Origin of the sequence: Apibacter raozihei (assembly GCF_004014855.1) — a bacterium.
GTDB classification, from domain to species: Bacteria; Bacteroidota; Bacteroidia; order Flavobacteriales; family Weeksellaceae; genus Apibacter; species Apibacter raozihei.
Map to the genome: position 1 here is coordinate 2,786,879 of NZ_CP034930.1, position 26,783 is coordinate 2,813,661.

The following is a 26,783-nucleotide window of genomic DNA, read 5'->3' on the forward strand; positions in this document are numbered from 1 at the left end:
ACAATTAATCCAATTATACAGGATCTACATCTATATCAATTTTGACGGATCGATATGCTTGAATCTGCATTAGTTTTTCAATTATATCTTTAATATATGTTTTAATATTTCTTGTTGATTTATTTGACGGATGTTTAATTAATAATTTATAAATATATTGATTGTTTATACGAGGTATAAGGCCTTCTTCCGGGCCCAAAATATATGGATCCTGTATATAATTCCTTAAATATTCTCCTGTAATCGTAGCTACATTTTTTACTCTTTCCTGTTTTTTATGTTTAAATGTTATTTCGATTAACCTGAAATAGGGTGGATAAAAAAACTCTTTTCTATCCTGTAAAATAGCTTCTTTTGCCAGCTCGTAATTATTTTCTTTAACAAAGAGATAAAAAGGATTTTCAGGTTCAAAAGACTGTATAAGTACTTTCCCTTGTTTTCTTCTACCCGCTCTCCCACTCACCTGAGTTAATAACTGAATTGCTTTTTCTTCTGCTCTGAAACTGGGTAAATTAAGCAAAGAATCTGCTCGGATAACTCCAACCAGTTGTACAGATGCAAAATCCAAACCTTTGGTAACCATCTGAGTACCAATTAATATATCTATTTCATGCAAAAACATTTTTTCAAATAAAATTTCATACGCATGTTTTTTCTTCATTGTATCCACATCCATTCTGGCTACGCGCGCTTCAGGAAAAAGAATTTTAATTTCTTCCTCAATTTGCTGAGTACCAATACCTTTTGTTTCTAACGAATGAGAGTGACAATTTGGACAACGATTGGGTAATGCCATAGAATATCCACAATAATGGCATCTTAATGCAGAAGTTGCTTTATGGTAAGTCAGTGAAACATCACAATTTGGGCAACTTGGAGAATGACCACAACTGTTGCATTCCAAAATGGGAGAAAATCCTCTTCTATTGTGAAATAATATAATCTGGTGTTTTTGTTCCAGATTTTTTTTTATTTCTTCGTTTAATTCTAATGAGATATTGGGAGAAACAGTCGGTTTTTTTAAAGAAATCATTTCCGTTTCCGGTAAATTTATTTTACCAAAACGCTCTTTTAATTCAACCCAACCAAATTTCCCTAACTCATGATTATAAAAACTTTCCATTGAAGGAGTTGCTGAGCCTAAAAGAATTTTTGATTTATTTTGTTTTGCCAATATCTGAATACAATCTCTGGCTTGATAATAAGGTCTTGTATCGTTTTGCTTATATGAACTGTCATGTTCTTCATCTACAATTATTAAACCTAATTGACTTAAAGGTAAAAAAATTGCAGATCGAGCTCCTATAATAATTTTATATTTGTTATTCAGGGTATTTTTCCAAATTTCTACCCTTTCGTTCTGACTAAGTTTAGAATGATAAATACCTACTTCATCTCCAAATCTTTTCTGTATTTTACCTACCAACTGAGTAGTTATCGATATTTCAGGAAGTAATAATAAAGAGTTCTTATTTTGAGAAATTTGTTTTTCAATCAGCTGAAAGTATAGTTCTGTTTTACCTGAACCAGTTATTCCATGTAATACTACGGTAGAAAATTTTTGAAACTGTTCCTCAATTTCCTGTAATGATTTTGTTTGCGCTTCAGAAAGTTGGAAAGCATCTTCAATATTATCATCATATTCTTCCATTCTATCTTTTTGCAATTGAAACTCTTCTAAAAAATGTTTTTCAACTAAACCTTTTACAACTGATTGTGAATATTTATCAACTAATTCTTTTTTTTCAATATAAGTGGTTCTTTGTTGTTGTATTTGGATAAAAAACAAAAATGCTTCCCTTTGTTTAGGGGCTCTATCAATTTCAGCTAGTGCATTTTTAAATATTTCTGCATTATCAAAATCCGGGTTTAGCTGAAGATAAGTAATTTTTTTTGGTTTGTATTTTTCAATAACCTGTTCATCTAATTCTAAAAGATTTTTGTCATATAAAGATCTTATAGTTGGTATGATATATTTTTTTGCAAGAAATGCTTCAACCTCTTTTAAATTAATAGAGGTTTTGATTTCCAGGCTCTGCATAACAAAAGTTTCTTTTTCATCTAATTCTTCCCAGGGAATCTCTTTTATAGTCTTTCTTATAAATGTTTCGCTTTCCAATTTAAGAGCTGAAGGAAATGCATTACGATACACGTCTCCTAAAGAACATAAATAATATTCTGAAATCCATTTCCAAAAAGATATTTGTTGAGACATTACCATGGGATAATCTTCTAATATAGAGTAAATTTCCTTGGTTTTGTAAAGTTCTGGTTTTCGATTATGTACTTCTTCAACTATTGCAGTATATAATTTTTTTCCACCAAAAGGAACTACTACTCGTTGTCCCACGCAAATATCATCCTTTAACTCATCAGGTATCTGATAAGTAAAAACTCCATCTATGGATAAAGGAATGATAACATTAGCAAATTTCAATATTTTTGAATTTTTAAGAGATCAAAGATACGATTTTATAGGTAGTTTTTAAACTTCCGGTTAGAAGCTTTTCCAACTATTACTCATCTTTATTAAAATCAATATTTCTCTTAAAACCTGTAAATTTTGTTCTTTTGACAGCAGATCCTTTAAAAAGATTACTAAAAGCTTCTTGTTGTAAATCCTGCCAATCTTTACGAGTAAAATGAAGTAATTCCGGAGGTGGTTCAAATTGAGGCTCCGAATGCTGTTTTGAAAATCTATTCCAAGGACAAACATCCTGACATACATCACATCCAAAAATCCAATCCTGCATTTTACCTTTAAATTCTTCTGGGATTTGGTCTTTCAGTTCAATGGTAAGATATGAAATACATTTATTTGCATCTATAACTCCATTTTTAACAATTGCCTGAGTAGGACAAGCATCTATGCAACGGGTGCAGCTCCCACAATGATCTGTTTTAAGTGGATAATCATACTCAAGCTCTAAATCACAAATTATCTCAGCTAAAAAGAAAAAAGATCCTTTTTGTTTAGATAGCAACAGTGAATTTTTCCCAATCCAACCTAAACCTGACTTTTTTGCCCAAGTTCTCTCCATTACAGGTGCTGAATCGGTAAAAACCCTATATGTGAATTCTCCAATATGTTTTTGAATTTCTAAGACTAACTGACCAAGTTTTTCTTTTATGACTGTATGATAATCTTTACCATACGCATATTTCGCAATTTTATATGAATCTGAGTTCTGTTTATGTTCAGGATAATAATTATATAAAAATGAAATAACAGATTTTGCACCTTCAACTAATAAGGAGGGATTCAATCTTTTATCAAAGTTTTTTTCAAGGTAATGCATTTTACCTTGATAGCCTTTGTTTAACCATAATTCTAAATTAGGTGCTTCTTCTTCGAGAAAACCGGATTTCGATATTCCACAGTCTAAAAAAGAATATTCAAAGGCTTTTGATTTGATAAATTTAGTTAACTCCTCTTTATTCAATTTTTTAAATTATATGCAAAAGTAAAACTCATATGGGTTTAAATAAAATTTACTTTTTAGAAACATCAAATATCAATTAAGAAACTTTTAAACAATAAAATAAACATTTGAACGAAACAATAATAATAGATTTTTATAATTTATTTATATAAAAATATATTTTTTTTAGCTTTTATATTCTAAGTACAACTATTTGAAAATAAATGATATAAACACATTGAATTAATCTAAATTATGAATATAAATAATATATTTAATGCAAATATTGTAATATATTATTTCAATATTGTTATATTTTAGTAATTTTGTATTGACTATTATATAAAACAAACGCCTTGCTTACAAATAAATTTAATTTTTTAATTCTTTTGTGTCTATTATTAACACTATATTTTAATATATCAAGTGGATATACTAAAGAATCATGGGTTATTTCAGAATTTTTAATAAATTATGAAGGTGGATTTGTTAGAAGAGGTCTATTAGGACACATACTTCTGATTATGAGTAAAAAATATTCTATCCAACCCTATTATACCGTTATTTTAATTTGCTTAATTATTTATGTATATGTGTGTTTATTTTTTTTATACTACTTGAAAAAATTTCAAATACCATTTATATTATTATTATCCGCCTGTTTATTAGGAGGACCAATAATCTTTGATTTTGTAATAAGAAAGGATTGTTTATTAATAGTATTTTTTATATCAACCATTCAATTAATTTATAACACAAGAATAAATTTTACATTAAATTTACTTTTAATAAACGTTTTAGGAATTCTAGCTATCTTAATACATGAAAGCTATATTTTTTGGGCATTAATTCCAATAATCATTTCTTTAGCATTTAGAATAAATTTTAATCAAAATAGTAAGTTTTTGAATTCAATGGTAAAATCATTGATATTACTACTTCCTAATTTTATTTCTATTTTAGCTTGTCTATATTTTAAAGGTAATGAAAAAATTAGGATGATCATATGGGACTCCTGGGGCTCAATAAATTTCCCTTATAATTCAAAAGAAATGACAGAGGGATGGGCTATAAATGCTTTAGGCTGGCCTTTTTCAACCGGAATAAAAATGTTCTTTTCTTCATTCTATCATTTTTCATTTGGGGTTTATGTACCTTTAGGTATTTTTTTATCTGTTTCCATATCATTAGCATTTATTTATAGAATCTTAAATCTTTCACCTCATAGAAGTTCAAAGTTTTCAAATGGAAGATTATTTTTAAGTCTATTTTTGCTTCAACTTCCTGGGATTTTATTTCTATGCATAATGGGATGCGATTATGGGAGATGGATATTTTTATGGTTTAGTTCATCATTAATCATGTATTTTTTAGCAGATATAAAGTTTTTAGAATTTTTGAGTTTAAAAACTATTAAATTTTCAAATCTCTGTCTAAAAACTGGCTCTAAGCTTTATCTAAATAAAATAAACTGCTATATTTTGTTTTTACTATCAGGAATATCTTTAGTACATTGGAATTTTCTTTCTTATTTATATTCTACACCTGTGGGATATTTTATTAATTTGGTATTATATTATTTTGATTATGTAACTTTTATTGGATATCATTCTAAAGTATAAAATAAAACATTTAATTAGAACTAAGTTTCAGTATTCTTAAGTTTTAATATTTTGATAAATAAAGATTTATTGCAAAATAATTTATTCTATTTAATTGTTTTTATATTAAATAAAATAAAATGATACTTTATAATATGTAACATCTTCTTTTAAAAACAGTAATTTTACAGATAAAAAGTTGTTTTTATTTAATATTTCATTTACATTTGTCTACAATTTTTATTTAAATTTATATGAAAAAGACGATATTGGTTTTTTCTTTAGCACTGACATCTTTAGGAATGTATGCACAAGAAGGTGCAACTAATGCAGGCTATAAAACAAACGGTTTTTGGGACAATTGGTTCGCTAATGCAGGCGGAGGAGCTTCAATGTACTTTGGAGATACTCAACAAGACGAAGCTAATCTTGCGGAAAGATTAACTTGGGGAGCTTCAGCTAGTTTAGGTAAATGGTTTTCACCACTAGTAGGTGCCAGATTTACTGTTCAAGGAGGTAGAAAACATACTTTTAATGAGAAAGGAGCTGCTAGTAATCCGGGACATAAAATGGCTACAGGTAATTATATTTCTGCTCATGCAGACGCTATGCTAAATTTTTCTAATTTAGTTGCAGGATATAAAGAAAATAGATTTTACAATCTAATTCCATATCTTGGTGTAGGTATGGCTGTTGATCATAAAAAAATTAACAAATATAAAAGTGCTGTTGTAGCAGCTGGACTTTTAAATACTTTTAGAGTTACTGATGGTTTTGCTATTACTTTAGACATTTCTGGTCAGGCAGTACAATCTAAATTTAACGATGCAAGGTTCGATACAAGAACTACTAAAGGAATTGAAAAAACTACTAAAGGTTATAACAGACAAGACTGGGATGGAATAGGTTCAGTTATGCTAGGATTCAATTTCGGATTAGGAGGAAAACAAAAATTTGAAAAAGCTGAAACAGTTACAACTGTTATTGATAATACTGATAATTCTTTGGTTGATGATTTAACCAGACAATTAAATGATTTATCATCAGAAAACGAAAGACTTAAAAATCAGTTGAATAATCAAAAACCAGTTCAAGCTCCTGCTGCAACTGTAGCTTTAAATGTACCAAACCCAGTACAGTTTGAAATTAACAGTAGCACTATTGAAGCTAAACAAGAGGCTGTTATTTACAATGTAGCTGAGTTCTTAAAAAACAATTCAAATACATCTGTTCAAATTGTAGGTCTTGCTGATAAAAAAACAGGTACTCCTGCTTACAATAAAGCTTTATCTAAGAAAAGAGCTGAAGCTGTAGAAAGCAAATTAGTTAAAGAATATGGTATTTCTAAAAATAGAATAAGTACTTCTTGGAAAGGTGACACAGAGCAACCTTACCCTAATAATGACTGGAATAGAGTTGTTGTTATCACTGTTACTGAATAAATTTAGTCACATCACATACAATAAAAAAAGCTATCAAATAATTGATAGCTTTTTTTTATTGTACTAATTTAGTTTAATAATAATTTTATAGTACATCTGCTAATTAAAATTTATAGTAATCTGAATATTTAATAATAACATTCATCTTAATAAGTAACTAAATATTTTATTTAATAGTAATATAAAACTGTATTCGGAATTTTAATATGAATTTTGGAGCAGACAGAATCTTTTACAGGGCATATTTGATATATATTTTAATTATTTCATGATAATATAAAAGACTCAAATTGCTTTATCATCTCCTCCGATAGCTTTAAAAACTGTCCTTATAATTATAAACATATCTAACAAAAAAGACCAGTTTTTAACATAAAAAATATCCGCTATAATTCTTTTTTGCATATCTTCTTTAGAATTTATCTCACCTCTGAATCCTTTAACCTGAGCAAGCCCTGTTATTCCAGGTTTTACATAATGTCTTAAACTATACTTTAACATAATTTCACTATAGTATTCATCTTGAACTACCATATGAGGTCTTGGTCCAACAATTGACATATTACCTTTAAGAACATTAAAAAACTGAGGGAGTTCGTCTAGACTAGTACGTCTGAGTATTAAACCGAATTTCGTGATTCTTGTATCTCCTTTAACTGTTGCTTTAACATCATTATCTTTACTGAATTTCATTGTCCTAAATTTATAACAATAAAAAGGTTTTCCCTTTAAACCTATTCTTTTTTGCAAATAAAAAATAGGTTTTCCTGAGTCCAACAATATACCTAAAGCTATGATTGGAAACATCCAGCTAAGAAAAAACACAATAACTAGTAATGAAAATATTATATCAAAAATTCTTTTCAAAAATTGGTTCCCAAAATTATCCAACGGAAACTCTTTAAATACTAATACTGGAAATGTATCATAATATTCCATTTTTAAACTGCTAAAAGAATCATAAATAGTACTAGGAACAAATCTAATTTCGATATGTAACTTTTGAGCTAAATATATTATTTCTTCCTGTACTTCACAGGATAGTTTTCCATCTAAAGAAAAAAACACTATTTGTATATTATTTTTGAGCAAATAATATTTTAATTGATTAATGTTGAATTCAAAAAGCTTATCTTTATTTTGACTTTCAATTTCTTTTAAAAAAATACCAAAATTAACAAAACCATAGTCTTTTCTCTTTTCTAACATTCTTACAAAAGAACTTGTATTGCTATTTTCATCAACAAACACTACACGTCTGAAATTCCCTCCCCAAATCCTGTACTGTCGTAAAAATTCAAAGAAAACCAAACGTAAAAATGACGTTAAAACAAACATAATAAATAAAAAATATAAAGATAATCTATTAGAAAATAATTGAACATCTTTTAATCCTGAAACAGTAAACAATACAATTGAAAATAAGAAAATATGAAAAATATTTCTTTTTAAAATATCTAAAAAAGTTATAGGCCTGAATTCTTTGTATGCTCTATAGTCAATTGAAATCAAAAACCAGCTAAAAATGAAAAGTATGATCGCTTTATAGTGTAAGAGGATAAAATGTGTAATGTTAAATTCAGTTCTACCATGTTCTTTATAATCAATTTTCACACATAAGTAAAAAAGAATAAAAATAATAATACTATCTATAATATTTATTATAAATGATATGTACTTAGAATATCTTGTTCCTTTATTCATAGTATAGTTAAGCTATTTAAAATAATATTTATTAATAATATTTTTAATTAATGCATATTATATCTGAAACATAGACGAGCAAAGCATTTAGGGAGTTAAATAAGATTAAATATTTAATGGTTTTAGGAAAACAAGTTTTATAATTTTGTTCTTGAGCAGGTATCATATTAATATTTATATTAAACTAAATTGTATAATTTTAAATTAAAAGTTTTATAATTCAATAGCAAATTCTAATTCTATTTAAGTCTTCAAATTATTTATTAATAGATAAATTATAAAATATTAATAATTTAAATGATTTTTTTATAAAAATATGATAGTATTATAAAAAATTTATCATTAAAAAATAAAGGTAAAGATATGAAAGATATAAATACATATTGATTTATATTAGAAATATAATTTAATTGTAACATTAAAAAAACTACAATAGATATTAGACAAATCAGCGGTAAATATAATAAATTATTATGAATATATAATTCAAACCAAAACTTTTTAAATATAACTCCTAAAAAAATAAATAATATAATACCAAACCATCCAAAATCTAAATACCAATAAAAGAAAAATGTTGACCAGACACCTAATCTTGCATTTGCCTTATTGACTTCGGTATTAATATCTTTATAATTTTCAGAAATTCTAAATAATTTATAATATATTTTGTAAAAAACTGGAAAAGTAGCCTTCCCATACATGTATTGTATATTATTGTTATCTACATTGTTTTTTACTTGAGAAAATTCGAATACAGCATGAATAGTATATTGTGAAGAATTTACATATCCTACTAAGAACGGATACCATAAAGTCCCTTTTGATTTTATAATTAAATTTTGAAATTTTTTTGTAACAGGAACTTTTTCTGAAAAAGCTGATGCTTTTCCATTTAATGCGTCAATAGGCTCCTTGTTCATATTTTCAATACGATTAATAAAAAAAAAGCCAACTACATAAAAAAAAGAAGAAGTTATGATTATTCCCCCTATTAACAATTTATATAAATTTAACTTATAATTTGAATATGAACTAAAAAATACAATAATTAAATAGATAAATGGAACTATAATACCAAATCTGGAACCGAAAAATAAATTGCTAACAGGTAATAAAATAAATAATAGAAATGAAAAAATTTTAATTTTAAATGAGTGAAAATTTTTACATAGTAAATCTATGGTAATAGGAATATAGGAATAATACATTAAAAGATTTGCCAATGTAGAAAAAATTGACCCATCAGAAGATCTTCTTAAGTAAATATTTTGCAAAATATTATTTTGAAAAGAAATATTCTTATAAAAAAATAAATCTATATAGTAAAAAATAAATCCAGTAATTCCCAAACAAAACGAAATCCAATATATTTTTTTTAGATTGTTAATTGAAATGAAGCATTTTAAATATTTATTATAGTTCTTTACATCATTTTTAGGTATTGAAATGATTTGTGTTCCTAAAAATAGAGCTAAATAAGAAACTATTATGTAAATTAAAGAAATACTATCTATACTAGCTTTAATATCAACAGGAGCAATTACAAACATTAATATCCAAAACAAAAAGCTATAAACTATTATGAGTTCAGGCCTTAAAAAGCTTATAAATTGTTTATTTAATTTGATCTCCATAAAACATAAAATATCAATCTATACTTTATCTGGCAATAATTTTTTTAATTACTAATATTGGATATTAATTAGATTAGATTTAATTAATTTATCTTAAAATTTGATTAAAATGGTTGATATATTTTTCAACTATAATATCCCAATTATATTTATCGTTTATCTTTTGTACATTAGATTTTATTTTGTCTTCATAATTTATTTTATTAATTGTTAAAATAATACGACATACATCTTCAGAATTTTCAAAATATACTGCATCTTGATCCAATATTGAATAATTAAATATATTTTTATGTGCACAAATTAAAGCTTTTGAAGACATTGCTTCTAATAATGATGGATTTGTTCCTCCAACTGTATGACCATGAAAATATAAATTGGAAAAATATCTTAAATTATTTAAAATATTTATATCATATATTCCTCCCAAAAATTTTATATTGGAATACTCTTGAAATTTATTTTTTAAATATTCTCCATATTTGGTTTCATGTTTACCAATTATTAAAAACGGATGATTATTTTTTGCTTTAGCTACACCTTCTAAAATTGTATCTACACTATTTTCAGGTTCTAAACGAGCAATTAGCATATTGTAATTAAATTTGAAAATATTAAATTGACTTATGCAAGAATCATCTGGACTATCAAATAAATCTGCTCCATAAGGTATATAGATTGAGTTTTGATTATATTTTTCTTTTAAATAATCTTGTATACCAATCGAATCTGATATTAAAAAATCGCTATATTTAACACCTAATTTTTCAGCAAACTGGAGAAATTTCTGAACTTTTTTTGAATACTTTGTTCGTTTCCATTCAAGGCCATCCATGTTGGTAGTTACAACACTTTTACTTCTAGGCAACATCCACCCCCAAATAGAACTGCTGGTATATCCCAACTGTAAAATTATATCAAAATTCTTTTTGCGCGTATCTTTAATACAATTAAAATCATATATAAATTGCCCAGCGGTGCCCATTTTATCTTCTGGATCGTAACAATGCACAATACTTACTCCTTGCCATTCTTTTTCTTGATAGGGATGGCTATGTGAATTGTAAACTGTAACCTGGTTACCTGCTTTTACCAATCCTAATGATAAATATTCTGCAAACTGTTCAAATCCGCCATAGTGATTAGGTATTCCTCTCGTTCCTATTATTGCTATATTCATTAAATTATTTTAAGTCAAAAACTGTAATTAATAAAAAATATATCTTTTATAAGCAAGTAGTTAAATAATTATATAAATTATTGGATATTTTATCCCAGTTATAATTTTCTACTATTTTATCATGTATAAACTTATATGGATAATTTTTATCATCTAAAACCTCTTTTAATTTTTCTTTAAATTCTTCAAAATTGTTAGGATTAAATGTGTATTTAAAAAAATTAAAATCTGACATCGCTGTTTGATTAGAAGATAAAACTTTACAATTATTAACTCCTGCCTCTAAAGGTGGAATACCAAAACCTTCTGCAAAAGAAGGGTATACAAAACATGATGATTCCTGATAAAAATAATTCATTTCTTGTTCACTTAAATCATCAAAGAAAAATATTCGATTAGCAATGGTTGGAGGAATTTTTTTAACTAACATTTCGTATGTTTGTTTTTCAACCTTATCTTTTTTTCTTCCAATAAATACTAAATCATATTCTTTATAAAGATTTAAGTTTAAATAGACCTCTAAAAGTCCTATTTGATTTTTCCTAGGTTCAAATCTGCTAACATAATGTATATAATTTCTAAGATTGTATTTATCTTTCATACTTATATTAGATTTTATTTCTTTAGATAACCTTACAGCATTAGGAGTAATAAAAATTTTATTCGAATCAATTTTAAAATTTTTAGCTATTGCCTTTTTTGAATATTCTGAAACTGTAAGTATAATATCTGTCTTTTTTGCAGAATATCTAAATAATATTCCTTTGACTAATCTATAAGACCAAGGAAAATAATTTTTAAAATCTAAAAATAAAACATCATGAATAGTATTAATATATTTACATTTTTTTATTGGAGGAACAATATACTGAAAATGTGCATAATCAAATTTATTATCCCTAATTATTTTAGGCAACTCAAAAAGTAAACGTTTTATCTTGGATTTCGATTGTAACTGTATATATTTAAAATTTTTATGTGGGAAAAAATTTTGTAACCTATTCACATCATGCGAACATAATGTTATTTCAATATCATCAAATCCAACTAAAGAATTATAAAGTCCCATCAAATAGCTTGTTGTACCTTGAAAAGAATTGTCAAATACATGAGCATCAACGAGTATTTTATTTGTTTTTTTCATATTAAAAGTTTATATAGGTTTAATAATTAGATTTATACCTTAATTTATTATTATTACTCAATTTAACATAAGAAAATAAGAATAATACAACGAAATATGGCATAAATATATCAGGAATATCAGTTCCTATAAGATGAATAATAACCCCTACAAACATTCCATACGAAAATATATTATTTTTTATTATTATAATTTCCGAAAACGCTAAAAGAAATAGAATCATTCCTAAAATTCCCATTTCTCCTAAGAGAGAAAAAATAAAAGCATCTGTTACCACATTATAGGACACAATACCTGCTCCTGAATCTATTTCAACATTTAAATCTGCTTTTTTGGATGTTAAATTACCGACACCTTCTCCTAAAATTGGTTTTTTTTCGAAAGCTGAAAGCGCATAATCTGAAAATATTTGTCTTTGAGATAATACATTTTTTTTAGAATTATCATTTGAAAATATATCAAATGTAGATGTAAAATCTACCAAATTATTATTTAAACTAATTGAAACATTTCCAAACCCAATAATTATAAATGTAATAATAGAGATAATTATAAGCCCTATTTTAAAATTTTTATTTACTCTGAAATATATGAATAAAATCAATAAGAATATAAATACTATGATCCCACCCCTTGAGACTGTTGATAATGATACAGCAAACAGTAAACAAACCTCCAATAAATTTATATTCTTCTTCTTTTGTATAAGTATGTAAAAATAAATATATACAAAAATGCCTAAAATTCTTCCATCAAAAAAAATACCTTGATTTCTAATTAAATTAAAATAATCTATAAAAGGTATATCGTTAGCCTCGCCGAATATAGTTCCTTCTTTATATAAAAAATTATTTGTTTCAATATAATTAGGCAATAAATAAGTTATAAGGGAAGTAATAAATATTAATCTAAAATAGATTGTGATATGAAACAAATTAATATTTTTTATTTTATCGGAATAGAAAAGTATAGCAATAGCAAAGTATATAGGGGGAATTATCCTTTTAAATAATAAATCTGAAGATTTAGGAAGATTAAAAATAAAACTTAAAATTAAGAAAAAAAGAAAAATGAAAAAAAATTTGAATTTTGAACTTATTCTTTTTTTTATAAAAGCTAAATTTTTAACATTAATTAATATATACAATAAAAAAGGAAAATAAAAAGTACAAAATATAGTAAGCTTATAAAAAATGATATTATTAGGAACTATAAATCCATTAATAATTCTAGCCGAGAGAATAAGTATAATAATAATAAATAAATTATTATATTTAATTAAAATATAATAAGATAAAAAAAGAATTAAAACGCTAAATATTGGTATAATCGGTTGAAAAACATAAATTAAAATTTGTGAAATAGCAATTAATAAAGATAATGCATATATTAATTTAATTTCTTTATTTTTTAAATATATCATATTGTTTTACCTAAAATTATTTTATAAAAAGCTTTCGAAACATTATCTATATTGATGCTTTCAATACATTTAGGATTACTTACTGGATCACTAATGATTCCTTCAAAGGAATTAGCAAAAATATATTTCTTTTTTCTTTCGTCATCTTCATTATTAGGTATAGTATCCATTATACTTAGAATATTTTTACTAAATTTAAAATCATCTAATGATATTTTTTTCACATATGAAAAGTCAAAAAATACATCACATAAAATTAATGATTTCTTTTGTAATAATGCAGCTTCATAAGCTATGGTTCCGGATATAGTAACAACCGCTTGACAATATTCTAATAACTCATAAGAATCTGTTTTTTCATCGATAAATATCAAATTTTTATATTTTCTCAGTTTATTATAAAACTTCCAAGATCTATCTCCTACTGCATTCGTGTGTTCTTTTATCACTAATAACCAGTCTTGTGGTAATTGCTTCCAGATAACAATAATATTTGTAAACTGGTCTTCCATATATCTTCCCAAAACATCTACTGAAGCCTCTGGCTGTTTATGCAGAGTAAGCAAAATAAATTTTTTGTTTTTTATAGTATCTAGATTAATTTTAGGTATAAATTTATACGTTTCTTTGTTTAACTCTTCAATAAACGGAATGAAAAATCTATTAAATTTCCATTTTTCAGGTAAAGTAATATCATCAGAATCTAAATTTTCTGAAGTAATAAATTTTTTAATCCTTTTAATTCTTCCTTGCCATGAATTTTTCTTTTTTAATATTTGATCATTTAATTGTAAATAATCTGGTTTTTTGGGAATAAACGCATCAACAGGATATTGCATTTTTTCATAGTTCAAATCAAATTCATACATTTTAGATTGAAATTCATCCACAAAAAAAGCAAATCTTCCTCCGGGAATTCTAATAGTGTGCGGATTTAAAAATTTACAATTTAACTCTTGACAATATTTCGTCATTCTAAAAATCAATAACTCATGAGCCCACGTTAACTCTCCAAAGATATATTGAATGCGATTATCTTTAATAAAATCATAAACGGGTTTTTGTATTTTTGTCAGAAAATCAACACCTTTATTAGTAGAGAATTTCAATATTCTATCTCCGTATACAATTTCGTTAAGTTTGAAATCATCAATAGCTGTGTTTTTAGTATCTAAAATTACACTCTTAGATAAATATAAAATGTTATTAGTATATTTTTCTAAAAAATTTTTGTTTGATTTATTAACAACAATCCAATAAATGTTAATATCATATTTCTCTGAAAGATATTTAGATATCTCAAAAAAGAATTGTGTTTTATGATAGTTAGCAATAAAACAAATATTCATATAAATTTATTTTCTTAAAAAGTAATATCCATTTTTTTTAACAACATTTTCATCATTTTGAAAATTTGCCACTTCTGATTTTTTAACTAAACCTGTAGAAACATAAAAACCTGATGAATTAATAGATTTTGAAACAACTGTCCCAGATCCTACCGATACTTGATCACATATATTACAACCTGGTAATATAATTATTTTTGACCCCATATAACAGTTATTACCGATTTTGATCGTTGATTGTTTTTTAACATGCTTTAAATCAAAGCCATGAGTCCACAATTGAGATCCACTTCCACCTATGGTTACATCTTCTCCAATAATTATTTCATCTGATAAATCAAATGAATGTTTATTAGTAATTATGGAATTTTGTCCTATTTTTATATTTTCATACTCTTTAAACGGGCTTATATCTCCTGATGTTCCAAAAAAAACATTTGAAGAAACAATTATTACATTATTTTTAATTATACAATTATTAAGATTTGAAAATCTATTGAATTTAACAATAAAAGAATTTTCTCCAATACACATCTTGTTAACATTTCTTATTATATTAAAATATCCTGAAAATCCTGCATTAGGATATATTTTTAAATTTTGACATAAAATAAAATTTAATGGTTTAATTTTACTATTATATGAAATATTATATTTCAATGTATTTCTATATAAAAAAATCCTCAAAATATTAAAAGGAATAAATGCAATTACTACTGCTAAAATTTTTTTCATATTAATTTTATTTTTTTTAAACAAAATAGTAGTAGAACAAATGATACTAGAACCGAAATAGCCATACAGAATGAAATGTAATTTACTGTTATATTAGCTAACGGGTTAAATAATAAAAAGAAATATATAATCATACTAATACATGAAATATATAAAATCCATTTATTTCTATTCGTTTTGTTTAAATATTGTTCAAAGTAAGATTGCTGACACCAAATAAATACATATAACAATAAAAATATTGCCGTAACACCTAAATCAATTTTTGGTAAAAAATTTAATGTATTTATCACAAATATCATCATTAAACACAATAAAACCGTTGAAAATAAAAATAGTGAATAAAATTTATATAAACGAAAATCTATTTTAGTAGTTGAATCTAAATAAATTTTTTTAGAATAATATGCTGAAATAGACACGTGAGCCATCTGAATAACCATAGAAATCCTCAATAGATAAGAAAAAGTATACATTTCTTCTTTTGAGAATCTTTGAAAAATATATATTTTTCCAAAATTATTCATTATAGTTATTAAAAGGACATTTAATATTACGGGCCAAGAATATTTAATTGCTTTTTTTAGATAATCCATACTAAATAAAATAGAGCTTTTATTTATATATTTTCCTTCTTTTATAGAAACCAAAACTATAAATAACATTTGGACTGAAAAAAAATAATACACTCCATTTGTATTTGTAATAAATTTATTTAAAATAAATAATATCAATATAGTCAAACTGTTTATCAGTATTGAAATATACAATATATTTTGAGGCTTATCCAATAATCTAAAATAAACTGAAAAATAATTTATAAATAAAACTATTAAACACCTTATGCTAATAAAAAAAATAATATTATTGATAAAGCTAGTTAGTGTGCATGTTAGTAATATTGCCAGTACTAATAAAATATAAAAAAAATTAAGTATGTAAAAAAAACCTTTTACTCCTTCTAAATATTTTTTTTTATCTTGTATATTGACGTACCCATACAACATATACGCTCTTCCTCCCAAATCTAGAACTACCACCATAATATTAGCTATAGAAAATATATATTCTATATCATTGTATAATGATATATTTTTAGTAAAATATAGAACAAATAATGGTAGTAAAAAAGCTAATCCTTTATCTATATAATTTAGAGAAATAAAATATAATAACGATTTATATTTTAAAATTTTCATAATAAATATCATTTAGTTTATTATCAAAAAAATCATAAACCTCATTTTCAATTATTCTTGGATTAGTAAATGTGCATTGATTTTTATCTTTTAGTTTTAAGACATTTAATTGATTTTCTTTACTTACCGCATATTTAGGAAAAAAAATCTCATGAAAATTATCTTTATATTCAATAGTATGATAGATTAAATCTGGTATAGCAAAAGGCAAAATAACATTATTAAAACCAAAATATTTAGGAGCTTTTATTGCAACTTGATTATCAGAGCCTTGAAGAAAAGTATTGATTTTTATTAGCATTTGTTTCATAAAAAGTTCAGTGACATCTTTGGTTATTGAAGTATTATATTCCTCAATACTTTTAATATATTCTAAGTCAAAATCATTTAATAAAAATATATATTCTTTTTCATCCGTAAAGGCTATTAATTTTTCATTTTTATTTTTAGGTAATTTTAATTTTAAATTATTTTTATGTTCAAAAATTTTTTTAGGTAAAAATGATACCCAATTAGGACTATATAGAATAATTCTTTTTAATAAAGAACCAATACCTTTTTCTGAAGGACCAAAAGATAAAATGCTATCTGAAGACTGCCCATTAATAAAAATTGTATCTTTTGTAAAAATATCTTTCAATTTCTGAAATCCACCAAAGTGCAACAAAGAATAATGTTTATCAAAAAACATTTCATTAACTATATTATCAATTAGATACTTTTTAGTTTTCTCCAAATCTACTTCCACCTTAATAAAATCAATATCTAAATGATCAGCTACTTCTTTCGCTCTTATAAAATCATTATAATTAGACTCATACTCCGGATAAGCATATAAAAAAACTGCTTTAAAATTTATCTTTAACTCTTTTAGTATACTAACTAAAAAAACAGAGTCTTTTCCACCGGAAAACAATATCACTATTTCATTTTTAACATTGGTTAAATAAGAAAAAACCTCAATAATGTCTTTTCTTATTAGTTTTTTATGCAGATATTTATCAGGCTTTCTTTTTAAATCCTTTTTAAAATAGCTTTTAACGGTATTTTTTCCATTTTTAAGAATTCTAAAAGTAGAATGAGGAGGTAATTTATTAATCTTTTTTATAAATGTTCTATCTCCAAATGTATATCTATGTTTTTTCCAAAACTTAACTTGAATTTCATCTATCTCCAAGTGTCCGCTATTTTTAATATAGTCTATTATTAAATTATAATTGTTAGTTAAAAATAAAATACTTTCATCTTCGTATTTATATAATCTATATCCCCCGGTAATATCTGAAGAAATTATTATTTCATTATCATTATAGTATAAATATAAAAAATAACCTGAAATTTGATTTAGTTTTTCAGATAAATCTCCTTCCAATTCAAATAAATTAATTTTACTTATTGGATATCCCCACCAAATTACTTTATCTTTTTTATAGAAAAAACTATCATTTATATCTATTATAATTTTTTTTCTAAAATTGAACTCTAATCTCATTATTTAATCAAATCGAAATTTAACCGTTCACCTTTATTTACCTCTTGATTAACAGTCTTACCTAAAATTTCAGGTAAAAATTTTGGATGCAAACCATATCCAGGCCGTATGGATTTAACATTATCATTTGTGATAACTTCGCCTTTTTTCATATTTTCGACCACATACAGTGATCTACAAAAATCTTTACCTTTAATTTGTTTGTCTGTCAAAGAGAAATCACTACTGCCTAAAGATAACTCTGCTTCTCTAACTGATTTAACCATTTTAGTGAACTCAATTTCATCTAAAGAAAATGATGCATCAGGGCCCCCTATGCTTTTATCTAATATAAAGTGTTTTTCAATGACCTTGGCTCCAAGCGCTACGGAAACTATAGGAACAGTAATCCCTAAAGTATGATCAGATAGTCCTACATTTGTATTGAATTCTTCAGCAAGCTTAGGAATCATAGTAAGATTAGCTTCGTCGATTGGTGCCGGATAAGATGAGGTACATTTTAATAAAGTTATATCGTTATTCCCTACCGAATGACAAGTTTCAATAGCTAATCTAATATCTTCATACTCTGCAATTCCCGTAGATATAATCATAGGTTTACCCTTAGAAGCTGTATATTTTATTAATGGTATATCAGTTATTTCAAAAGAAGCAATTTTATAAATAGGACAATCTAATTCCTCTAAAAAATCAACTGCTGAAAAGTCAAAGGGAGAAGAAAAACATAGTAAACCTTCTTGTTTTGCCGTATCAAACAATTCTTTATGCCATTCCCAAGGCGTATATGCTTCTTTGTATAAATCATATAAATACTGGTCTTGCCATATTGTTCCTTTAATCCTAAAATCGTCTTTTTTACTATTTAAAGTTATAGTATCAGCTGTATATGTCTGAAGCTTAATAGCATCAGCTCCAGCTCGTTTAGCCGCTCTAATAGTTTCTTTAGCAACACTAATATCATTACCATGATTAGCGGATAACTCAGCAATCACAAAAACTGATTGTTTATTAAATTTTGATATTTTCATTGAATTATGATTCAGCGTATTTTCTTAAAGTTTAAATAATTATAATATTCTTTTTAAGAATTATTCAAAACATTGTATTATAAATCTTAAATACAGTAAGTTTTAAAATAAAGTAATACTTTGCAAATATAATTATTTAGATTATTATTTAAATTTTTAATAATTTACCTATATAAGCCTTCTTATTTTCCCATTCTTTTTTAAATAATGCTAATATATGTACATCTTCAAATTGATTATCTAAAATGTATTGCTCTTTTAAAATTCCTTCAGTAATAAATCCAAATCTTTTATGTAATTGTATAACTTTTTTATTAAAATTCAGGACTTCGCATGAAACTTTATTCATTTCCAGATCTTCAAAAATATAATTTAAAATTTTAAATTCAACAATTGCTCCAATCCCCGAGTTTAAATATTCAGTTTCTCCAATGTATAAGCTAGCAAACTCACAACGATGATTATTGTAATCTATATTTTTCAGACATGCATAACCTACTGATTTCAAATTATTAGTTATTATCCAATGAATTTGGGATTTATTATTTTCTAAATTGGAAAACCATAATTTTTGATTTTCTTGAGATATATAGGCTCTATTATAAGAAACATTTTTAATTAAATCCGAATTTCTCCATTTTCTGATTTGTTCGATATCGGATTCATTAACTAACCTAAAATTAATCATGAATTAAATTATTAAATATATTAAAATACCTTTCCTGCTGTTTACCATCAAAGAAATAATCTTGAAGTTGATAATTGGGTTCAAAATGGCTCCCTATAAAATAATTATTAATTGAGTCAGCTAAATTATTTCTTATCGAATATTCATAAAAATCCTTTTGATTATCTGCTGTTTTAACTAAATATAATTTGCCCTTACAAACAGATAAATATTCTAAGGCTACCGTACTCGGAGAACAAATTGAAATTTTGCTTTCAGTCATTATTTTAATTATTTCAATCGAGCTAATATTTGAATAAATTAAAACTCTATTTTCTAAATTATTTTGTTTAACGTAATCATCCAATTCATTTAAATATAGATACGCTGCTCCAACACAAATATTAATTTTTTCAAAACTGATAAGTTTCTTTAAAATTTTTAAAGTTATATTGTTTATATCTCCTCCCCCTAAGCATAAAAATATATTATTATTATCAGGAAATGCCTTTTTTTCACCAGAGAATTGTAAAAATTCATTTCTTAATAAAGCATATTGAAATCCTAAAAACATTTTTGTATAAGGTTGAACGGAGTAGTCATTTTTAGAAACACCTTCAGATGGGTTAATTACAATATCCGAATAAAACTCTTTATCATGAACATCATCAATACATACTAGTTTAGATCCAAAATTTTTAATTTTTTTTTGATATTCTGTATTAAAAAAATAATTATCCAAAACTGCTATTACATTTCTATTAAGTTTAGATAAAAATTCATTTTCGTTTTTTATTAAAAAAAAATGAAAATTTTTATTTTTTATTTGACTGATTAATAAATCAGGAATTTTTTCACAAAAAAAAGTAACTTCAAAATAAGGTTTCAAAATTTCACCTAAAGCTAAGCATCGAAATAAATGTCCTAAACCAATTTGAGTATTACCATCCACTCTTATATAAACTTTCTTACTTATCATTATTTAATTTATATTTAAGTTCAGCCAGCTTCCAATCTGTTTCATTGTCTATATCCTGTACACTTAATTCTGATAATATAATTGAAGTTGAATTTTCCATAAATAAAGTATGAGAAAATTTTTTTACCATAAACCAATACCATTGTCCGGCGTCATGGTATACAGAGTCTAAATCTTGTGAACGTGAGTTACTATATTCAGGCCAAATCATTTTAGTTTTTCCATCAATTATTTTCACACTTCTCCAAACCGGATAACTAAAAGCTACTATAGGAAAAACTGAATCGAATATACCTTTTTGTAATGTTTCATATCCTTTTATTAAATCACCTTTTTTAATTAATGGAGCGGTCGGATATATACAACAGGCATGATCAAATTTTTTTCCTATTAATTCATAATTATCGAGTACCTCTTGCAACACATCCATTGTAGTTGAATAATCGTTAGAATTTTCTTCAGATCTCATAAAAGGTACTTTAGCCCCGTATTTTTGAGCAACTTCAGCAATTTCGCTATCATCTGTTGAAACCATTATTTCGTCAAACAAATTACTATCTATTGCAGACCTGATAGAATAAGAAATAATTGGTTTTCCTAAAAAATTTTTGATATTTTTTCTCGGAATTCGTTTACTTCCTCCTCTTGCAGGAATAATAGCCAAATTACTCATTAAAAAATTCTTTAATTTTATCTATCACGTAGTTTTGTTCTTCATCCGTTAGTGTAGGATACATAGGTATACTTAGACAATTTTTATAATAGTTTTCCGAATAAGGCATATCTCCTTCTTTCCAACCTAAAGATTTATAGTAAGGCATTAGATGGCAGGGAATATAATGAATTTGTGCAAAAATCTTATTCTCTTTAAGATAATTGTACAATCCTAATCTGTTTTTAACCTCCAAAATGTATAAATGATAAGCATGGCCTTCTACAAGTCCTGACTGACCCAAAATATAGTTTTCATCTTTGAAAGCATTATGGTAAATTTCAGCTATTTTTTTTCTTTTATCCAAACCTTTATCTGCTCTATTAAGCTGGCTGATTCCCAATGCTGACTGAAAGTCAGTTAATCGATAATTATAGCCTAAGGTTTGCATCTCCATATACCATCCCGGATAATTTTCACTTTTTTGCTCACCATTAGCAAATTGCAAAGAATTATGAAATAAATTACTATCTCTGGTAATTCCATGAGTTCTTAAAGTTAATAGCTTATTGTAAATTTCCAGATCATTTGTTGTAATCATACCTCCCTCTCCACAAGCTATATGTTTAACTGGGTGAAAAGAAAAAATAGCTACGTCTGCATTTAACCCATTACCACATTTTTCTATATTTCCGGTAGTTTTGGAAAAGTATCCTCCAGGTGCATGACAAGCATCTTCAATAATCCATAATCCATATTCATCTGCTAGTTTTCTGAATTTTTCCAATTCGACAGCTCTGCCTGCAAAATCTACAGGAATAACACCTTTATACGTTCCTTTAGGAGAACTTTTTACAAGCTTTTCAACCTTATCATAGTCCAACAAATAAGTTTTTGGATCAATATCAGAAAAAACTACTTCTCCTTCACAATATCGAATACAATTGGCAGATGCCGCAAAAGTTATTGGCGTAGTTATTACTTTGTCATTTTTATTAACTCCTAATGCCATAACGGATAAATGTAAAGCAGCAGTACCATTAGAAACAGCTACAGCGTATTTGCTACCTACGTAATCTGCAAATTTTTTTTCAAATTCTAAAATTTTAGGACCTTGAGTTAGATAGTCTGATTTTAAAGCTGTTATAACTTCCTGAACATCATCTTCTGTAATATTCTGTCTTCCATAGGGAATAATATTAGTAATCATATTTCAAAATCAGAATCGACATGTTCTTTTATCAAATTTCTTAAGATTTCAACTGTTTCCCAGTCTGTATTATTTCCAGAATTATAGTTAAAACCATCAGCTACTTTTACCGCTTTAAATGCTAAAATAAAATCATTTAAATTCCAATTAGGAACACTTGGTAAAATAGTATAATATTTCCCTAAATCATAGGTATAAAACGAGTCTGAAGAGGTAATCATTTCTTCATGTACTTTCTCTCCTGGCCTTATACCAATAGTTCTGTGTTCAATATCAGGAGCTATAGCTTTTGCCACATCAGTTATTCTATAAGATGGAATTTTGGGTACGAAAATTTCACCTCCCCAAGCATGTTCTAATGCATGTAAGACCATATCAACTCCTTGATCTAATGATATATTAAATCTTGTCATATTTTCATCTGTAATAGGTAAAAAACCTTCTTTTCGTTTATTCAAAAAAAATGGTATTACAGAGCCATTAGAACCCATTACATTTCCATAGCGTACAACAGAAAATTTAATATTTTTAGTACCTTTAATATTATTAGCAGCAACAAATAATTTGTCTGAAGTAAGTTTAGTTGCTCCATATAGGTTTATAGGTGCACAGGCTTTGTCTGTTGATAATGCTACTACTTTTTGAACTCCAGTTTCTAAACACGCATATATAACATTTTCAGCACCACCTATATTAGTTTTTACGCATTCATCCGGATTATATTCTGCGATTGGGACATGTTTCATAGCTGCTGCATGTATAACGTAATCTACCCCATTCATTGCTCTTACTAATCTTTCTCTATCTCTAACATCTCCTATAAAAAATCGTATGGCTGAATATTTGGAATCACTATATTCCTGAGCCATTTGAAATTGTTTCTGTTCATCTCTCGAAAATATCACCAGTCTTTTAACATTCGGATATTGTTTAAAAATTCTTTCAGTAAGTTTTTTTCCTAATGATCCGGTTCCTCCTGTAATTAATATAGATTTATTATTTAGCATAACTATTATTTTAGTTTTTATTATCGCGTATTGTTCAAGGGTTTAAACTTTTAAAAAGTCTAAATTTTCAATGTTTCCGGCATCAATCCAGTTTTTTTCATCAATTAAAAAAACACCTATTTTACCTTTACGATTTTTTATATTTTGAATTAATTCTGTAATGTGATAAAACATATTATCAGGTATCTCATTCAATAAATGAGGTTCCAGAATATACATTCCACAATTAATTATATATGTTGTGTGGGGTTTTTCAATAATATTTGCAAAATTACCATTTGAATCAAGATTAACTACTCCGTAAGGAATAATATTTGATTTGGATGTAGCAATTATTGTCAACTCATAGTTTTTATTTTTATGAAATTTGTAAATTTCAGAGTAATCTTCATCTATCAATACATCACAATTGGTAACAAATATGGATGTTTTAAATTGATTTTTTAACAAAGACAAACTTCCCGCAGTACCTAAAGGCTTCTTCTCAAATACAAAATGTATCAAATAATTTTTATTTTTTAGGTTACTAAAGTAAAATTCAATTATCTCAGCTTTATAGTTTACTGATAAGTAAAATTCCCTACAATTAAATTTTATAAATCGATTCATAATATTTTCGATTATTGTAGAATCTCCATAAGGTAATAAAGGCTTAGGTAAAATATTAGTTAAAGGTTTTAAACGTAAACCTTCACCTCCTGCCATAATAATAACAGGTATATTTAAAATTTTATCATTCTTTTTTACACTCACTATATTATAATCTTATCTTTTTTTAGATCAATATATTTTAAATTTTAATACTACTAGGAACGTTAACAATTCTTTCGTATGCCCATAGAGTATTGATCAATTCTCCTGATTGGCAATTTTTATAAATATCAAGCTGATTTATCGGTTTCCATATTGATCTTGTCATGATTCCGGCTGAATTTGTAAACTTAAGAAAATCATCTTTTTCCTTTATATTATTTAAAATAAATGCATTTAACCAATAATTTGATTTACTATTATTAGGTTCAATTACAAAATTAATATTATTTTGTTTACAAAAATCTTTATATTTATTAGCAAGCTGTCTTTGATAAGAAACAATTTTATCCAGGTTTTCCATTTGTGCACATCCCAGAGCTGCATTTATACTTGGTAATCTATAATTATATCCGATAGAATCGTGTTCAAAATTCCACTGATGGTAAACTTTAGCCTGAGTACTCATATGTTTTGCATATTTACTTAATGCAGAATTCTTAAGCAAGAGAATTCCGCCACCTCCGGTAGTTATAGTTTTATTTCCGTTAAAGCTTATCACTCCAATTTCTGCAAAAGTTCCGGTATGTTTACCCTTATAAAAACTTCCAATACTTTCTGCCGCATCCTCAATTAGCTCAATATTATAAAACTTACAAATATCATATATATCATCAATTTTAACCGGATGCCCAAATGTATGCATAGGGATACAAGCTTTGATTCGCTTTCCTGAATTTTTATTATAGCAAACTTTGTTTTTAAATAAGGTATTTTTTGAAAGCCAGTCTTCCAGTTTTAATGGAGACATTCCTAAAGTATCTTTATCAATATCTATAAATACTGGATCTGCATTTACATATTTAATGGCATTTACACCCGCGACAAAAGTTAATGCTTGAGTTAGTACTTCATCATTTTTTTCAACTCCTGCCACAATTAAAGCTAAATGCAGGGCACTTGTCCCATTAACACATGCTACAGCTTCATTAGAACCCGTATATTCTTTAATTTTTGTTTCAAATAAATCTACATATTTACCTACTGAAGATACGAAAGTAGAGTCAACACAATCAATTATATATTTTTTTTCATTTCCAAAAAAAACAGGCTGATGCAAAGGTATAAACTGATCTGAATCATACAGTTTTCTAATAAAATATTTAAAACTTTCAAACATTATAAATATATGGATTGAACATTTTTAAATTATTTTTATCGGAAAACCATTCTATTGTTTTTTTTATACCTGATTGAATATCATATTCAGGTGTGTAACCTGTCAATGAATGTATTTTTCCATTATCGCCCTTTAACCTTAATACTTCAGAGTTTTTAGGTCTTAATCTTTCAGTATCTTCAGTTATCGTTCCTTTATAATCCATAATAGTACTAATCAAATAAACTATATCTTTAATAACTATTTCAGTATTACTGGAAATATTAACCTCTTGACCTATGGCCTCATTACATTTAGCTAATTGTATAAATCCTTTACACGTATCTTTTACATAGTTAAAATCACGACTTGTAGATAAATCCCCTAATTGAATGTTACTTTTACCATATGCGATTTGAGTAATTATTGTAGGAATTATGGCTCTGGTTGATTGTCTCGGACCATATACGTTAAAAGGTCTAACAACAGTTACAGGAAGGTCATACGAATAATAAAAACTTAATGCCAAAGAATCTGCCCCTATTTTAGAAGCGGAATATGGAGATTGAGGCTGTTTAGGGTGATTTTCATCAATAGGTACATATTTAGCCGAGCCATATACTTCTGAGGTAGATGTTACTAACAGTCGATTCACTCCTGTTTCTTTGGCAGCCTGACAAATATTCAACGTACCTTTAATATTTACATCTACATAATTATCCGGAGATATATAGGAATACGGTATTCCGATTAATGCCGCTAAATGAAAAACTGTATCAATTCCTACCATTATATTTCTACAAAAATTAGGATCTCTTATATCACCGCTAATGATTGTTAAATTAGGATGTACTATATGTTCCAGCCATCCGCTATAATTAAAGGAATTATAATAAGATAAAGCAACAACAATATATCCTTCATCTAACAAACTTTGAGTTAAATGAGAACCAATAAAACCATCTGCTCCTGTTACTAATATTTTTTGCATTGAGATAGTATA

General features: G+C 26.0%; 21 protein-coding genes. 2 read left to right on the plus strand and 19 right to left on the minus strand.

The annotated features are described in order from the left end of the window. Positions 1–13: 13 nt before the first annotated feature. Both priA and queG read right to left on the minus strand, forming a co-directional pair. On the minus strand, positions 14–2,437 hold the full coding sequence (priA, locus tag EOV51_RS12365; RefSeq protein ID WP_228427631.1) for a replication restart helicase PriA: 2,424 nt from the start codon (positions 2,435–2,437) through the stop codon (positions 14–16). A 79-nt stretch (positions 2,438–2,516) separates the two neighbouring features. Further along, a complete protein-coding gene (gene queG / locus EOV51_RS12370) occupies positions 2,517–3,443 on the minus strand; it encodes a tRNA epoxyqueuosine(34) reductase QueG (protein WP_128152839.1) in 927 nt (308 codons plus the stop codon). An 884-nt stretch (positions 3,444–4,327) separates the two neighbouring features. Between queG and EOV51_RS12375 the strand changes: the two genes are divergently transcribed. Together EOV51_RS12375 and EOV51_RS12380 are read left to right on the plus strand one after the other, a co-directional pair. Further along, positions 4,328–5,044, plus strand: a complete 717-nt coding sequence (locus EOV51_RS12375; RefSeq protein WP_128152840.1) for a hypothetical protein — start codon at positions 4,328–4,330, stop codon at positions 5,042–5,044. 233 nt (positions 5,045–5,277) lie between these two features. Continuing rightward, positions 5,278–6,465 carry an OmpA family protein gene (locus EOV51_RS12380; RefSeq protein WP_128152841.1) on the plus strand — a complete coding sequence of 396 codons (1,188 nt, stop codon included), beginning with the start codon at positions 5,278–5,280 and terminating at the stop codon, positions 6,463–6,465. A gap of 285 nt (positions 6,466–6,750) precedes the next feature. Here the strand turns inward: EOV51_RS12380 and EOV51_RS12385 are convergent, their stop codons facing one another. From EOV51_RS12385 to EOV51_RS12465, 17 genes are all read right to left on the minus strand, one after another. After that, positions 6,751–8,169 carry an exopolysaccharide biosynthesis polyprenyl glycosylphosphotransferase gene (locus EOV51_RS12385; RefSeq protein WP_128152842.1) on the minus strand — a complete coding sequence of 473 codons (1,419 nt, stop codon included), beginning with the start codon at positions 8,167–8,169 and terminating at the stop codon, positions 6,751–6,753. Between the two features lie 293 nt (positions 8,170–8,462). Next, on the minus strand, positions 8,463–9,092 hold the full coding sequence (locus EOV51_RS12390; RefSeq protein WP_128152843.1) for an oligosaccharide repeat unit polymerase: 630 nt from the start codon (positions 9,090–9,092) through the stop codon (positions 8,463–8,465). Between the two features lie 802 nt (positions 9,093–9,894). Continuing rightward, positions 9,895–10,986 (minus strand): DUF1972 domain-containing protein, encoded by a 1,092-nt coding sequence (locus EOV51_RS12395; RefSeq protein ID WP_128152844.1) that lies wholly within the window; start codon positions 10,984–10,986, stop codon positions 9,895–9,897. A 46-nt stretch (positions 10,987–11,032) separates the two neighbouring features. Next, positions 11,033–12,130: a glycosyltransferase family 4 protein gene (locus tag EOV51_RS12400; protein ID WP_128152845.1), complete on the minus strand. Its 1,098-nt coding sequence runs from the start codon at positions 12,128–12,130 to the stop codon at positions 11,033–11,035. Positions 12,131–12,149: 19 nt separating this feature from the next. Then, positions 12,150–13,004, minus strand: a complete 855-nt coding sequence (locus tag EOV51_RS14700; protein WP_164875311.1) for an O-antigen ligase family protein — start codon at positions 13,002–13,004, stop codon at positions 12,150–12,152. A gap of 545 nt (positions 13,005–13,549) precedes the next feature. Then, the gene (locus EOV51_RS12410) at positions 13,550–14,902 is read right to left on the minus strand and encodes a hypothetical protein (protein WP_128152847.1); all 1,353 of its coding nucleotides are present in this window, start codon (positions 14,900–14,902) and stop codon (positions 13,550–13,552) included. A gap of 6 nt (positions 14,903–14,908) precedes the next feature. Continuing rightward, positions 14,909–15,637 (minus strand): acyltransferase, encoded by a 729-nt coding sequence (locus EOV51_RS12415; RefSeq protein WP_128152848.1) that lies wholly within the window; start codon positions 15,635–15,637, stop codon positions 14,909–14,911. Between the two features lie 1,179 nt (positions 15,638–16,816). Further along, a complete protein-coding gene (locus tag EOV51_RS12420) occupies positions 16,817–18,328 on the minus strand; it encodes an adenine nucleotide alpha hydrolase family protein (RefSeq protein WP_128152849.1) in 1,512 nt (503 codons plus the stop codon). Next, positions 18,328–19,320 carry a pseudaminic acid synthase gene (gene pseI, locus EOV51_RS12425; RefSeq protein ID WP_262707250.1) on the minus strand — a complete coding sequence of 331 codons (993 nt, stop codon included), beginning with the start codon at positions 19,318–19,320 and terminating at the stop codon, positions 18,328–18,330. Before pseI ends, EOV51_RS12420 begins: the two co-directional genes overlap by 1 nt. A 184-nt stretch (positions 19,321–19,504) precedes the next feature. Beyond that, positions 19,505–20,044: a UDP-4-amino-4,6-dideoxy-N-acetyl-beta-L-altrosamine N-acetyltransferase gene (gene pseH, locus EOV51_RS12430; protein WP_128152851.1), complete on the minus strand. Its 540-nt coding sequence runs from the start codon at positions 20,042–20,044 to the stop codon at positions 19,505–19,507. Further along, positions 20,037–21,002 (minus strand): UDP-2,4-diacetamido-2,4,6-trideoxy-beta-L-altropyranose hydrolase, encoded by a 966-nt coding sequence (pseG, locus tag EOV51_RS12435; RefSeq protein ID WP_128152852.1) that lies wholly within the window; start codon positions 21,000–21,002, stop codon positions 20,037–20,039. Before pseG ends, pseH begins: the two co-directional genes overlap by 8 nt. Then, on the minus strand, positions 20,992–21,675 hold the full coding sequence (gene pseF / locus EOV51_RS12440) for a pseudaminic acid cytidylyltransferase (protein ID WP_128152853.1): 684 nt from the start codon (positions 21,673–21,675) through the stop codon (positions 20,992–20,994). The genes pseG and pseF overlap by 11 nt, the downstream gene beginning before the upstream one ends. After that, positions 21,668–22,864 carry a UDP-4-amino-4,6-dideoxy-N-acetyl-beta-L-altrosamine transaminase gene (pseC, locus tag EOV51_RS12445; RefSeq protein ID WP_128152854.1) on the minus strand — a complete coding sequence of 399 codons (1,197 nt, stop codon included), beginning with the start codon at positions 22,862–22,864 and terminating at the stop codon, positions 21,668–21,670. The genes pseF and pseC overlap by 8 nt, the downstream gene beginning before the upstream one ends. Beyond that, complete coding sequence (gene pseB / locus EOV51_RS12450; protein WP_128152855.1) at positions 22,861–23,871, minus strand: UDP-N-acetylglucosamine 4,6-dehydratase (inverting); 1,011 nt, start codon at positions 23,869–23,871, stop codon at positions 22,861–22,863. The genes pseC and pseB overlap by 4 nt, the downstream gene beginning before the upstream one ends. A 42-nt stretch (positions 23,872–23,913) precedes the next feature. Further along, a complete protein-coding gene (locus tag EOV51_RS12455) occupies positions 23,914–24,624 on the minus strand; it encodes a sugar phosphate nucleotidyltransferase (RefSeq protein ID WP_128152856.1) in 711 nt (236 codons plus the stop codon). Positions 24,625–24,661: 37 nt separating this feature from the next. After that, on the minus strand, positions 24,662–25,801 hold the full coding sequence (locus tag EOV51_RS12460) for a LegC family aminotransferase (RefSeq protein ID WP_128152857.1): 1,140 nt from the start codon (positions 25,799–25,801) through the stop codon (positions 24,662–24,664). After that, positions 25,794–26,771 (minus strand): GDP-mannose 4,6-dehydratase, encoded by a 978-nt coding sequence (locus EOV51_RS12465; protein ID WP_128152858.1) that lies wholly within the window; start codon positions 26,769–26,771, stop codon positions 25,794–25,796. The genes EOV51_RS12460 and EOV51_RS12465 overlap by 8 nt, the downstream gene beginning before the upstream one ends. Positions 26,772–26,783 lie beyond the last annotated feature (12 nt).